The 12,062-nt window shown below is 68.7% G+C and carries 10 protein-coding genes and 1 pseudogene; all 11 read right to left on the bottom strand.

The genetic code is table 11. From position 1 onward, the window contains the following. Nucleotides 1-566, bottom strand: a pseudogene (locus PMI14_RS23660) (ATP-dependent DNA helicase); the annotation flags it as partial. Beyond that, nucleotides 563-1,387 (bottom strand): hypothetical protein, encoded by an 825-nt coding sequence (locus PMI14_RS23665; protein ID WP_007858064.1) that lies wholly within the window; start codon nt 1,385-1,387, stop codon nt 563-565. The pseudogene PMI14_RS23660 and the gene PMI14_RS23665, both read right to left, overlap by 4 nt. An 80-nt stretch (nt 1,388-1,467) precedes the next feature. Then, complete coding sequence (gene dgoD, locus PMI14_RS23670) at nt 1,468-2,616, bottom strand: galactonate dehydratase (protein WP_007858066.1); 1,149 nt, start codon at nt 2,614-2,616, stop codon at nt 1,468-1,470. A gap of 43 nt (nt 2,617-2,659) precedes the next feature. Then, nucleotides 2,660-3,313 (bottom strand): 2-dehydro-3-deoxy-6-phosphogalactonate aldolase, encoded by a 654-nt coding sequence (locus PMI14_RS23675; RefSeq protein WP_007858068.1) that lies wholly within the window; start codon nt 3,311-3,313, stop codon nt 2,660-2,662. Next, complete coding sequence (locus PMI14_RS23680) at nt 3,310-4,338, bottom strand: 2-dehydro-3-deoxygalactonokinase (protein WP_007858069.1); 1,029 nt, start codon at nt 4,336-4,338, stop codon at nt 3,310-3,312. Before PMI14_RS23680 ends, PMI14_RS23675 begins: the two co-directional genes overlap by 4 nt. Nucleotides 4,339-4,345: 7 nt before the next feature. Next, nucleotides 4,346-5,284 carry a dihydrodipicolinate synthase family protein gene (locus tag PMI14_RS23685; RefSeq protein ID WP_007858070.1) on the bottom strand — a complete coding sequence of 313 codons (939 nt, stop codon included), beginning with the start codon at nt 5,282-5,284 and terminating at the stop codon, nt 4,346-4,348. An 18-nt stretch (nt 5,285-5,302) separates the two neighbouring features. Next, nucleotides 5,303-7,036, bottom strand: coding sequence for an IlvD/Edd family dehydratase (locus PMI14_RS23690; protein WP_007858071.1), 1,734 nt, complete (start codon nt 7,034-7,036; stop codon nt 5,303-5,305). Between the two features lie 35 nt (nt 7,037-7,071). Beyond that, entirely contained in the window at nt 7,072-8,115 is a 1,044-nt protein-coding gene (gene yjfF / locus PMI14_RS23695; protein ID WP_007858072.1) for a galactofuranose ABC transporter, permease protein YjfF, read from the bottom strand. Continuing rightward, nucleotides 8,112-9,164, bottom strand: coding sequence for an ABC transporter permease (locus tag PMI14_RS23700; protein WP_007858073.1), 1,053 nt, complete (start codon nt 9,162-9,164; stop codon nt 8,112-8,114). Before PMI14_RS23700 ends, yjfF begins: the two co-directional genes overlap by 4 nt. Next, nucleotides 9,157-10,692, bottom strand: coding sequence for a sugar ABC transporter ATP-binding protein (locus PMI14_RS23705; RefSeq protein WP_007858075.1), 1,536 nt, complete (start codon nt 10,690-10,692; stop codon nt 9,157-9,159). Before PMI14_RS23705 ends, PMI14_RS23700 begins: the two co-directional genes overlap by 8 nt. A gap of 6 nt (nt 10,693-10,698) precedes the next feature. Next, on the bottom strand, nt 10,699-11,928 hold the full coding sequence (gene mmsB / locus PMI14_RS23710; protein ID WP_007858078.1) for a multiple monosaccharide ABC transporter permease: 1,230 nt from the start codon (nt 11,926-11,928) through the stop codon (nt 10,699-10,701). Nucleotides 11,929-12,062 lie beyond the last annotated feature (134 nt).

Below are 12,062 nucleotides of genomic sequence, written 5' to 3' on the forward strand. Positions count from 1 at the left end.
GGCCGCTGGCCGGTGCGAAAGCCGCCGAAGGGAAAGGCCAGCGTGCTGAGCGCCGCATCGCGCGCCGCGCGGTGCGCCAGCTGCGCTTCGGCCCAGGCGAGAAAGCGCTCGCACTGCGCCTCGAAATGCTGCTGCAGCTCGGCGGCCGTGCGGCGTTCGGTGAACACCGTCTCCTTCTGGCTGCCGATGTCGAAGTAGACCAGGGCCAGGTCGATCTGGTCCAGGCCCTCCTGTGCGCACAGCAGCCAGCCGTAGATGCGCGCCTGCGCCCAGTGCAGTGCGCGGTGCGAGGCGGGCTGGCGGTCGAGCCGGCCCTTGAAGGTCTTGACCTCGTCGAGCCGCGCATGCTCCGGGTCGAAACCGTCGGCCCGGCCGCGCACGCGCAGGCTCTTGTAGCTGCCGGCCAGCGCCACCTCGGCACGGTAGCCGTCGCCGCGGCGCGCGGCGGCCACGGCATGGCCGGCCATGCCTTCCAGGGCCGTGGGGGCGGGCGTGAAGCGCAGGTCCAGGTCACCCTGCTTGGCGGTGAACTCGCACAGCTCGCGCACCGCCACGGTGTAGGTCATGGGGCCTCGGTACAGGGAGGTGGGTCGTCTGCAGCGGGCTCGCCCAGGTGGGCCTGGGCCAACTCGTCCTCGCTGCGCAGCGGTGTGGCCTTGCACAGGGCCATCCACACGGCAAAGGGCAGGGCGCAGCTCGCATGGCGCGCGGGGCGCAGCAGCTCGAAGCGGCCATCATCGAGCCCGCCGTGCAGTACCCAGATGCCGAAGTGCTCGGGGATCTCCTCGGGCTCGGCCACGCCGGCCGGGAACACGTAGTAGCACTCCTCGCAGAGCCACTGGTAGGCCTGGCGCTTGGCGTCGTGGCGCAGGTCCGACAGCAGATCGGAGCGGCTGTACTTGATCTCGTGCACCATGGGCTGCAGGTAGGCTGGCACGGTGGTGTTGCGCACCGAGAACAGGTCTGGCCGCGCCATGCGCCAGACATTGGCCGCCTTGCGGCTGGCGGGCGTGTCTTCGCTCCACAGCGGGTTGCTGGTCGCCGGGGGTGGTGGCGGCGTTTCAGACCCTGCGGCCTCGATCACGGCGCGCAGCGACAGCTCGCGCCAGACGATACGGCCCGAGGCCAGCAGGTGCGCGGCAAATTTCTGGCCCAGCCGGTCATGGGCACTGAGCGCCCGCACGCCACGCTGGCGCGCCTCGGCCAGGTTGCGGATGCCGTCCTCGGTGAGCTTCAGGGTCTCGAAGCCTTCGGGCGAGGTGTGCAGGGCCACGAGCTGCGCGGCCAGCAGGTCGATCTCCAGCGCGTCCTTGCAGGGCCAGCCGGCCGAGCGCCAGATCTGCATCAGGCGGGTGCGGTGGAAGCGGGTGATGGTCAGCGCCGTCATGGGGGCCGTGGGGTGGTCAAAACACTGATTGTAAATACAGTATTTTCCACCACGCTCACGGCGCGGTCATCCCCGGGCTTCTACCACTCCGCGAAACTCCCGTCCTTGTGGCGCCAGACCGGGTTGCGCCAGCGGTGGCCTTCGGAGGCGCGCTCGCGCACATAGGCCTCGTTGACCTCGATGCCCAGGCCAGGGCCCTGGGGGATGGCCACCATGCCGTCCTGGTACGCGAACACCTCGCCGTTGGACACGTAGTCGAGCAGGTCGTTGCTGGCGTTGTAGTGGATGCCCAGGCTCTGCTCCTGGATGAAGGCGTTGTAGCAGACGCCGTCGAGCTGCAGGTTGGCCGCCAGTGCAATCGGCCCCAGCGGGCAGTGCAGGGCCAGGGCCACATCGTAGGCCTCGGCCATGGAGGCGATCTTGCGCGTCTCGGTGATGCCACCCGAGTGCGAAGGGTCGGGCTGGATGATGTCCACATAGCCCTCGGACAGCACGCGCTTGAAATCCCAGCGCGAGTACAGCCGCTCGCCCAGTGCGATGGGGGTGGAGGACAGGTGGGCCAGCTCCTTGAGCGCCTCGTAGTGCTCGCTGAGCACCGGCTCCTCGATGAACATCAGCCGGTAGGGGTCGAGCTCCTTGAACAGCACCTTGGCCATGGGCTTGTGCACCCGGCCGTGGAAATCCACGCCGATACCCACGTTGGGCCCCACCGCCTCGCGCACGGCGGCCACGTTCTTCAGGCATTTCTCGACCTTGTCGAAGCTGTCCACGTACTGCATTTCCTCGGTGCCGTTCATCTTCACGGCCGTGAATCCGCGCTCCACGGCGGCCTTGGCCGCGGCGGCGGTCTCGCTCGGGCGGTCGCCGCCAATCCAGCTGTAGACCTTGATGCGGTCGCGCACACAGCCGCCCAGCAGCTCGGAAACCGGCACGCCCAGGGCCTTGCCCTTGATGTCCCACAGTGCCTGGTCGATGCCGGCCAGCGCGCTCATGTGGATGCCGCCGCCGCGGTAGAAGCCGCCGCGGTAGAGCACCGTCCAGTGGTCCTCGATGTGGCGCGGGTCCTTGCCGATCAGGTAGTCGCCCAGCTCCTCGATGGCGGCGGCCACGGTGTGGGCCCGGCCTTCGAGCACCGGTTCGCCCCAGCCGACGATGCCCTCGTCGGTTTCGATTTTCAGAAAGCACCAGCGCGGTGGCACCAGGAACGTGGTCAGTCGGGTGATCTTCATGGGAGCAGCTCGTCGGAAGAGGGAGAGAGGGCAATCGAATCGGTCAGGGGGCGGGGTAGGACGCACGCCAGGCCTGCATGAACACAGCCGCATGGCGCGCCACGTCGGCGGCGCTGTCGCCGGGCTTGTACAGGGCCGAGCCCAGGCCGAAGCCGCTGGCACCGGCCTGGGCGTAGGCGGCGATGCCCTCGGGCGTGATACCACCCACGGGCAGCAGCGCCACCGGCGGGCGCAGCACGGCGCGCCAGGCCTTGAGCACGGCGGGCGCCAGCGCCTCGGCCGGAAAGAGCTTGAGCGCATCGGCCCCGGCCGCCAGCGCGGCATAGGCCTCGGTCAGCGTGGCCACGCCCGGTGCGCAGGCCATGCCCGCCGCCTTGGCGGCGCGGATCACCGCCGCATCGCTGTGCGGCATGACCACGATCTGCCCGCCGGCCGCAGCCACGGCGGCGCAGTCCTCGGGGCGGATCACCGTGCCGGCGCCGATCAGTGCATCGGCCGGCAGGGCGTCGCGCAGCGCGCGGATGCTGGCCAGCGGCTCGGGCGAGTTGAGCGGTACCTCGATGGTGCGAAAGCCAGCCGCGTACAGCGACTGGCCGATGGCCACCACCTCCCCGGGTTGCACACCGCGCAGGATGGCGACCAGGCCGCAGTGGCGCATGGCGTTGGCCAAGAGTTCTGAAGAAGAGGAAAGAGTCATCGTGCAGCCTCCGTGCTGCGTGGGTCGGTAGGGGCCACCAGTGCAGCGGCCGTGGCGATCTGCCACAGGCCGCGCGCGGTGGCGTTGTCGGCCATTTCGGGGGCAGGCAGGCCGTACGCCGCGAGCGCCAGGGCATAGCGTCGGCACAGGTCGGGCTCGCCGCAGAGCACCACGTGCGCGGGCGGGTTGCCCGGCGCCTGCTGGGCCGCCAGCGCGGCCACCTCGTGGCCGATGAGCAGGCCCGACAGGTAGTCGGCCTGGGCCGTGCCGGGCAGCGCGCCCGTGAGACCCAGGGTGCGCGTGCTGAAGATGTGCGAGAGCAGGCCCAGCGAGGCATCCTCCGAGCGCGCCACCTGCAGGCCGCGCGCGAACGCCGCGTCGTCGGGCGCCTCGGCCGCCTGCATGGTGCGGCCCAGGATGGTGTGGCCGCGCAAGGCCGCAAACACCTCCCCGGTCATGAAGGTGTGGAACTGCGCGATGGAGCGCCGGCGCGCCAGCACCCACTTGCTGTGGGTACCCGGCAGGCCGATCAGCACGGTGGCATCGTCCGGCAGGGCCGAGGTCGCCATCACGCCCAGTACCTGGGTTTCTTCGCCACGCATCACATTGGGCAGCTCGCCGCGCTGGAGCAGCCCAGGAACGATGTGCACTTGGTGTCCGGCTGCATGCTGCACCACCGTGAGGCCCTGGGCCAGGTGGTCCAGCGAGGTGGGCGCTTCGAGGTAGGTGGCCTCGCGCCAGCCCTGGGCGCTGCCCACCATGCCGCAGGCCAGCACGGGGGTGCCGGTCTGGGCCTGCAGCCAATCGCCGCAGACATCGTCGAAGGCGTGCTCGAAGGCCGCGGCCGGCGTGGCATGGGCCTGGCCATCGGCTGCGGCCGGCAGGTTCATGATGCCCCAGGGCCGGTGGCGCATCTGCTGTACCTGGCCCGCGGCATCGAAGCGGAAGGCGCGCAGCGAACTGGTGCCCCAGTCCAGCCCGATCAGGGCGGCCCCGCCGTGGGGAAGAGTGGCGTCGTTCGTCATCTGTGGATTACCTGGCCCAACGCAGCACCAGCGGGTCCAGGCGCCGTGCGATATCGATCAGGCCCCGGCGCACTTCGGGGTGCATGGCCGGAAAGGGGTGACGCCCGGCCTCGCAGGCGATCACGCCGCCTTCCTTCATCAGCGCCTTGGCGGTGAGGATGCCGCCCTGGCGGTTCTCGTGGTTGATGAGCGGCAGCCAGCGCTGGTACAGCGCGAAGGCCTGGTCGGCATCGCCCTGGCGGTGCGCTTCGAGGATGGGGCGTATGCCATCGGGAAAGCCGCCGCCCGTCATCGCGCCCGTGGCGCCGGCATCGAGGTCGGCCAGCAGGGTGATGGCCTCCTCGCCATCCCACGGCCCTTCGATGGCTGCGCCGCCCAGGCGGATCAGTTCGCGCAGCTTGCTGGCGGCGCCCGGCACCTCGATCTTGAAGTAGGCCAGCTGTTCGATCTCCTGCGCCATGCGCGCCAGGAACGGGGCCGACAGCACCGTGCCGCTGGCCGGCGCGTCCTGCACCATGATGGGAATGGCGATGGCATCCGACACGCGGGCATAGAACTCGTAAATCTGCGCCTCGGGCACGCGGAAGGTGGCGCCGTGGTAGGGCGGCATGACCATCACCATGGCGGCGCCCATGTCCTGTGCGGCGCGGCTGCGCTCGGCGCACACGCGCGTGCCGTAGTGGGTGGTGGTCACGATCACGGGCACGCGGCCGGCCACATGTTCGAGCGACAGGCGGGTCAGGGTTTCGCGCTCGGCGTCGGACAGCGAGAACTGCTCGGAGAAATTGGCCAGGATGCACAGGCCGTCCACGCCGGCGTCGATCATGAAGTCGAGGCAGCGCTTCTGGCTGGCCAGGTCGAGGGTGCCGTCTTCGTGGAAGGTGGTCGGCACCACGGGGAAGATGCCGCGGTAGCGAGGGGACTGGGGGGATGTCGTTGTTGGCATGGGTCTACGGGTCAAGGTTCAGTGCGAGTGGCGTGGTACGGCGGAACCCCGGCAGCCGACGAGGAAGTCGAAGTCGCAGCCATCGTCGGCCTGCAGCACATGGTCCACATACAGGCGCTGGTAGCCACCGCGCCCGCCCATGTCGGTGTTGGAGAGCGCGGCCAGGCGCGCGGCCAGTTCCTCGTCGCTGATGTCGAGGTGCAGGCGGCCCTGCTCACAGTCGAGCTCGATGAAGTCGCCGTCGCGCACGGCGGCCAGCGGGCCGCCCGCGGCGGCTTCGGGCGCCACGTGCAGCACCACCGTGCCGTAGGCGGTGCCGCTCATGCGCGCGTCGGAGATGCGCACCATGTCCTTCACGCCCTGGCGCAGCAGCTTCGGCGGCAGGCCCATGTTGCCCACCTCGGCCATGCCGGGGTAGCCCTTGGGGCCGCAGTTCTTCATCACCATCACGCAGCTGGCGTCGATGTCCAGGTCCTCGTCGACGATGCGTTCCTTGTAGTGCTCCAGGTTCTCGAACACCACGGCGCGGCCCCGGTGCTTGAGCAGCTCGGGCGAGGCGGCCGAGGGCTTGAGCACCGCGCCGCGTGGCGACAGGTTGCCGCGCAGGATGCAGATGCCGCCGTCGGCGATCAGCGGGTTGTCGATAGGGCGAATCACCTCGTCGTTGTACTGCGGCGCCTCGCGCACGTTGTCCCACAGGCTCTTGCCGTTGACGGTGAGGGCGTCGGGGTGCGGCAGCAGCCCGTTCTCCCCCAGGCGGCGCAGCACGGCGGGTAGGCCACCGGCATAGTAGAACTCTTCCATCAGGAAGCGGCCCGAGGGCTGCAGGTCCACCAGGGTGGGCGTGCCGCGGCCGATGCGCGTCCAGTCCTCCAGGTCCAGCTGCACGCCGATGCGGCCGGCAATCGCCTTCAAGTGGATCACCGCGTTGGTCGATCCGCCGATGGCGGCATTGGTGCGGATGGCGTTCTCGAAGGCCTCGCGCGTGAGGATCTTGGAGAGCGTGAGCCCTTCGTGCGCCATCTCCACGATGCGCCGGCCCGACATGTGGGCCAGCACATAGCGGCGCGAGTCCACGGCCGGGATGGCCGCGTTGTGCGGCAGCGAGGTGCCCAGCGACTCGGCCATGCAGGCCATGGTGCTGGCCGTGCCCATGGTGTTGCAGGTGCCGGCCGAGCGCGACATGCCGGCTTCGGCCGCGAAGAACTGGTGCTCGTTGATCTCGCCCGCCTTCAGCGACTCATGCAGCCGCCACACGGCCGTTCCCGAGCCGATGTCCTTGCCGTCGAGCTTGCCGTTGAGCATGGGCCCGCCCGTGACCACGATGGCCGGCACGTCGCAACTGGCCGCGCCCATCAGCAGGGCCGGGGTGGTCTTGTCGCAGCCGACGAGCAGCACCACCGCGTCGATGGGGTTGCCGCGGATGGCTTCCTCCACGTCCATGCTGGCCAGGTTGCGCGTGAGCATGGCCGTGGGGCGCAGGTTGGATTCGCCGTTGGAGAACACCGGGAACTCGACCGGAAAGCCCCCCGCCTCGTAGATGCCGCGCTTGACGTGCTCGGCGATCTTGCGGAAATGGGCGTTGCAGGGCGTGAGCTCGGACCAGGTGTTGCAGATGCCGATGATGGGGCGGCCATCGAACTCGTGGTCCGGGATGCCCTGGTTCTTCATCCAGCTGCGGTACATGAAGCCGTTCTTGTCGGCGGTGCCGAACCATTCGGCGGAGCGGAGCTTGCGCGGGGAGGAGGTCATGCTGTTGTGGTTTTGGGAGAGGTGATTCGTGGAATTCAGGAAGGCTTGCCGCTGCGGTGCGTGAGCAGGCGCTGCAGCAGGCAGAAGACGAAGAGCAGCACGCCGACGACGATGCGCGTCCACCACGAGCTGAGCGTGCCGTCAAAGGAAATCAGGGTCTGGATGATTCCGAGCATCAGCACGCCGAACAGCGTGCCGGCCACATAGCCCACGCCGCCCGTGAGCAGGGTGCCGCCGATGACCACGGCGGCGATGGCATCGAGCTCCATGCCCGTGGCATGCAGGCCGTAGCCCGAGAGCATGTAGAAGGTGAACACCACGCCGGCCAGTGCCGAGCAGAAGCCCGAGAGCGTGTACACGCCGATCACCGTGGCGCGCACCGGCAGGCCCATGAGCACCGCCGAGTGCTCGTTGCCGCCCACGGCATACACGTTGCGGCCGAACGGCGTGCAGTGCGCGACGAAGATGGCGGCCAGCAGCACCGCCATGGCGATCAGTGCGCCCAGCGAGAGCGACGCGCCGTCCCACAGTTCCAGGCGCCACTGCGCCATCTCGGAATACGCCTCGTCGGCCATGCTGATCGAGTCGATGCTGATCAGGTAGCACAGGCCGCGCGCGAGGAACATGCCGGCCAGCGTCACGATGAAGGGCTGCAGCCGAAAGCGCTCGATCAGAAAGCCCATGAAGGCCCCGAACACCGTGCCCATGAGCAGCACCAGCGGGATGGCGGTGAGCGGGCTCCAGTGGTGGTGCTCCACCAGGCTGGCCAGCACCATGGTGGTCAGTGCCACCACCGAACCCACCGACAGGTCGATGCCGCCCGAGAGGATCACGAAGGTCATGCCCACCGCGACGATGATCAGAAAGGCGTTGTCGATCAGCAGGTTGAGGAACACCTGGGCCGAGAAGAAGCCGGTGTAGAGCACCGAGCCTGCCGTGGCCATGGCCAGGAACAGCGCGATGGTGGCCGCCAGCGGCAGGTACTTGGGGTTCAGGCGCATGCGGGTGGGGGCAGAGTGTTGTGTCGGCGCAGCTGTGGCAGGGGCCACGTCCAGGGTAGGGCTGTGTGCGCCGCTCATGACAGCGCTCCCCCGGCCGCGGGGCGGCGCACCAGGGCACCCACCTGGGTGCGGAAGTCGGGCGACTGCAGCAGCATCACGATGAACACCACCACGGCCTTGACCACCAGGTTGATTTCGGGCGGCACGCCCAGCGAATAGATGGCATAGGTCAGCGTCTGGATGATGAGCGCGCCGATCACGCTGCCCACCAGGCTGAAGCGCCCGCCGGTCAGTGCCGTGCCGCCCAGCGTGACGGCCAGGATGGCGTCGAGCTCCAGCATCTGGCCGGCATTGTTGGCGTCCGCGCTCTTCACGTTGGAGCTGATCAGCAGGCCTGCGATGCCCGCGCACACGCCGCAGAAGGCGTAGGCCGCGACGACCAGGCGGCGCGACTGCACGCCGGCCACGCGCGCCGCCGTCGGGTTGATGCCCACGGCCTGGATGAACAGGCCCAGCGCCGTGCGCGTGACCGCCAGGTACAGGCCGGCAAACACGGCGGCCAGCACGAACAGCGAAAACGGCAGGCCCAGCAGGTAGCCCCCGCCCAGGAAGAAGAAGGGCGCGTAGTAGATGGTGATGATCTGCCCGTCGGTGATCAGCTGGGCGATGCCCCGGCCCGCCACCATAAGGATCAGCGTGGCGATGATGGGCTGCATGCCCACCTTGGCCACCAGCAGGCCGTTCCACAGCCCGCACAGCAGTGCCGCGCCGATGGCGCCGGCCATTGCCAGCGGCAGGGGAAAGCGGCTTTCGGTGCCCGAGACCGAGCCGCCGATCATCCAGGCACCCACGGCGGCGGCAATGGCCACCACCGCACCCACCGAGATGTCGATGCCGCGCGTGGCGATCACCATGGTCATGCCCAGCGACACCAGCGCCAGCGGTGCCGCGCGGTTGAGGATGTCGACCAGGCTGCCGTAGAAGTGGCCGTCGCGCCACTCGATGTGCAGGAAGCTGGCGTTGAACGCCGTGTTCACGGCCAGCAGCAGGGCCAGCGTGACCAGCGGCCAGGTGAGCCGGTGGCGCAGCGCGGCGGCAAACAGGGAAGGGGTGGGTGCGTCAGGCATTTTCGGCGGCAATCAGTTCGTACACGGCTTCTTCGCTGCTGCCGGCAGGCAGCTCGCCGACCTTGCGGCGGTCACGCAGCACCACGATGCGGTGCGCCACGCGCACCACCTCGCTCATTTCGGAGGAGATGAAGACCACGGCCATTCCGGCCTCGGCCAGGCGCAGGATCTGTTCCATGATTTCCTGCTTGGCGGCCACGTCGATGCCGCGCGTGGGCTCGTCCAGGATCAACAGGCGCGGCTCGATGGCCATCCAGCGCGCCAGGATCGCCTTTTGCTGGTTGCCACCCGAAAGCAGCGCGATGGGCGTGTCCACGCTGCTGGTCTTGATGCCCAGCAGCTTGACGTAGCGCTCGGCGATCGCCGTCTGTTCGGCACGCGACAGAAAGCGGCCCATGCCCATGCGCGCCTGCAGTGCCAGGGCGATGTTCTCGCGCACCGAGAGCTCGGCCACGATGCCATCGGTCTTGCGCTCCTCGGGGCACAGGGCCAGGCCCTCGCGGATCGCGTCCATGGGGTTGGCGAAGGCCACCACCTTGCCATCGATGCGCAGCACGCCGCGGTCGGGCGCCTGCAGGCCGAAGAGCAGGCGCGCCAGCTCGGTACGGCCCGAGCCCAGCAGGCCAGCCAGGCCCACCACCTCGCCGGCCCGCACCTTCAGGTCCAGGGGCTGCAACTGGCCGCTCTGGCCCAGGCCTTCGGCCTGCAGCAGGGCGGTGCTCGCACCATCGAACTGCGGCGAAACAGGTGGCTCGGTGGACTGCGCGGCCAGCTCGCGCCCCAGCATGGCATTGATCAGCGCCTGCGCCGGCAGGTCGGCCGCAGCCCATTCGCCCACCCAGGCGCCGTTGCGCAGCACCGTGATGCGGTCCGACACGGCATACACCTGGTTCAGGAAATGGGTCACGAAGACGATGGCCAGGCCCTCGCCGCGCAGGCGGCGCAGCACCTCGAAGAGTTTTTGCACCTCGTCGTCGTCGAGGCTGGAGGTGGGCTCGTCCAGGATCAGCACCTTGGCCTCGATGCTCAACGCCCGGGCAATGGCCACCAGCTGCTGCACGGCCACCGGGTAGTCCGAGAGCAGGCGCGTGACGTCGATGGACAGGCCGATGCGCGCCACCAGTTCGCGCGCACGCTGGTGCAGCGTGGCCCAGTCGATGCGAAAGCCCTGGGCGATGCCGCAGCGTGGGTAGCGGCCGGCAAAGATGTTCTCGGCCACCGACAGGTTGGGGCAGAGGTTGACCTCCTGGTACACCGTGCTGATGCCCAGGCGCTGGGCGGCCAACGGCGAATCGGGCCACACGGCCTGACCGGCCAGGCGCATCTGGCCGCCGCTGGCTTCGAGCACGCCGGTGAGCACCTTGATCAGCGTGGACTTGCCCGCGCCGTTCTGCCCCATGAGGGCGTGGATCTCGCCCGGGTACAGGTTCAGCTGCACGTCGCGCAGCACAGGGATGCCCGCAAACTGCTTGTGGATGCCCGTGAGCTGCAGCACGGGAGCAAGGGTGTGATCGGTGGTCACGTCCATGGGCTTTCAGGCCTTGTTCTTGTTGTAGACGTCGACCAGCACAGCGGCGAGCAGCACCACGCCCTTGATGACCTGCTGGTAATCGATGCCGATACCCAGGATGGACATGCCGTTGTTCATCACCCCCATCACGAAGGCGCCGATCACCGCGCCCATGACCTTGCCCACGCCACCCGAGGCCGAGGCCCCGCCGATGAAGCAGGCGGCGATCACGTCGAGCTCGAACCCCAGGCCGGCCTTGGGCGTGGCGGTGTTCAGCCGCGCGGCGAAGACCAGGCCGGCCAGGGCGGCGAGCACGCCCATGTTGATGAAGGCATAGAACGACAGGCGCTCGGTCTTGATGCCCGAAAGCTTGGCCGCCTTCTCGTTGCCGCCCATGGCGTAGATACGGCGGCCAATGGTGGTGCGGCTGGTGACGAAGTCGAACAGCACGATCAGCAGCGCCATGACCACCAGCACGTTGGGCAGGCCCTTGTACGAGGCCAGCAGGTACGAGAAGTAGACCAGCAGCGCCGCGAACACCGCCGTTCGCGCCACGAAGAAGGCCAGCGGCTCGGCCTGCACGCCGTGCCTGAGGCGGTTGGCGCGCGCCCGCACCCCGGCCACGGCCAGTGCGACGGCCACGGCCACGCCCAGCAGCAGCGAGGTGAGCTTCAAGCCCTCCACACTGAACAGGTCGGGCAGAAAGCCCGAGCTGAGCATCTGGAAGCCCGCGGGGAAAGGCCCCACCGATTGCCCAGCCAGCAGCGCCAGTGCCAGGCCCTTGAACACCAGCATGCCCGCCAGCGTGACGATGAAGGACGGGATGCGCGAGAAGGCCACGAACCAGCCCTGCAGTGCACCGATGATGCCGCCGCACAGCAGGCACACCAGCGATGCGGGCAGGAAATGCCAGTGGTACTCCACCATCAGCACGGCGGCCAGCGCGCCGATGAAGCCGCAGACCGAGCCCACGGAGAGGTCGATGTGCCCTGCCACGATCACCAGCAGCATGCCCAGCGCCATGATGACGATGTAGCTGTTCTGCAGCAGCAAGTTGGTGAGGTTGAGCGGCTGCATCAGCGTGCCGTCGGTCATGTACTGGAAGAAGCCCATGATGGCCACCAGCGTGATCAACATGCCGTATTCACGGAAGTTGTGCTTGAGGTGTTCGAGCAGCGGCTTGTCGTTGCCGGCCGGCGTTTCGGCAGGAGCGCTGGCGAGCGTGGCGGTGGAGGAGGTAGTCATCTGGCTCATATCAGTTTTCCATAGCGCTGTGCGCTGTCCGAAGCTCTTGAAACTGGCGCGGCCCAGGCAAGTGCCCCCGCGCAAGGGCCGCCCCGCCGCGCTGGGGGCGTCCCCCTCCCGACTCGCGCAGCGAGTCGAGAGAG

The sequence above is a fragment of the Acidovorax sp. CF316 genome (assembly GCF_000276605.1).
Classification (GTDB): Bacteria; Pseudomonadota; Gammaproteobacteria; order Burkholderiales; family Burkholderiaceae_C; genus Acidovorax.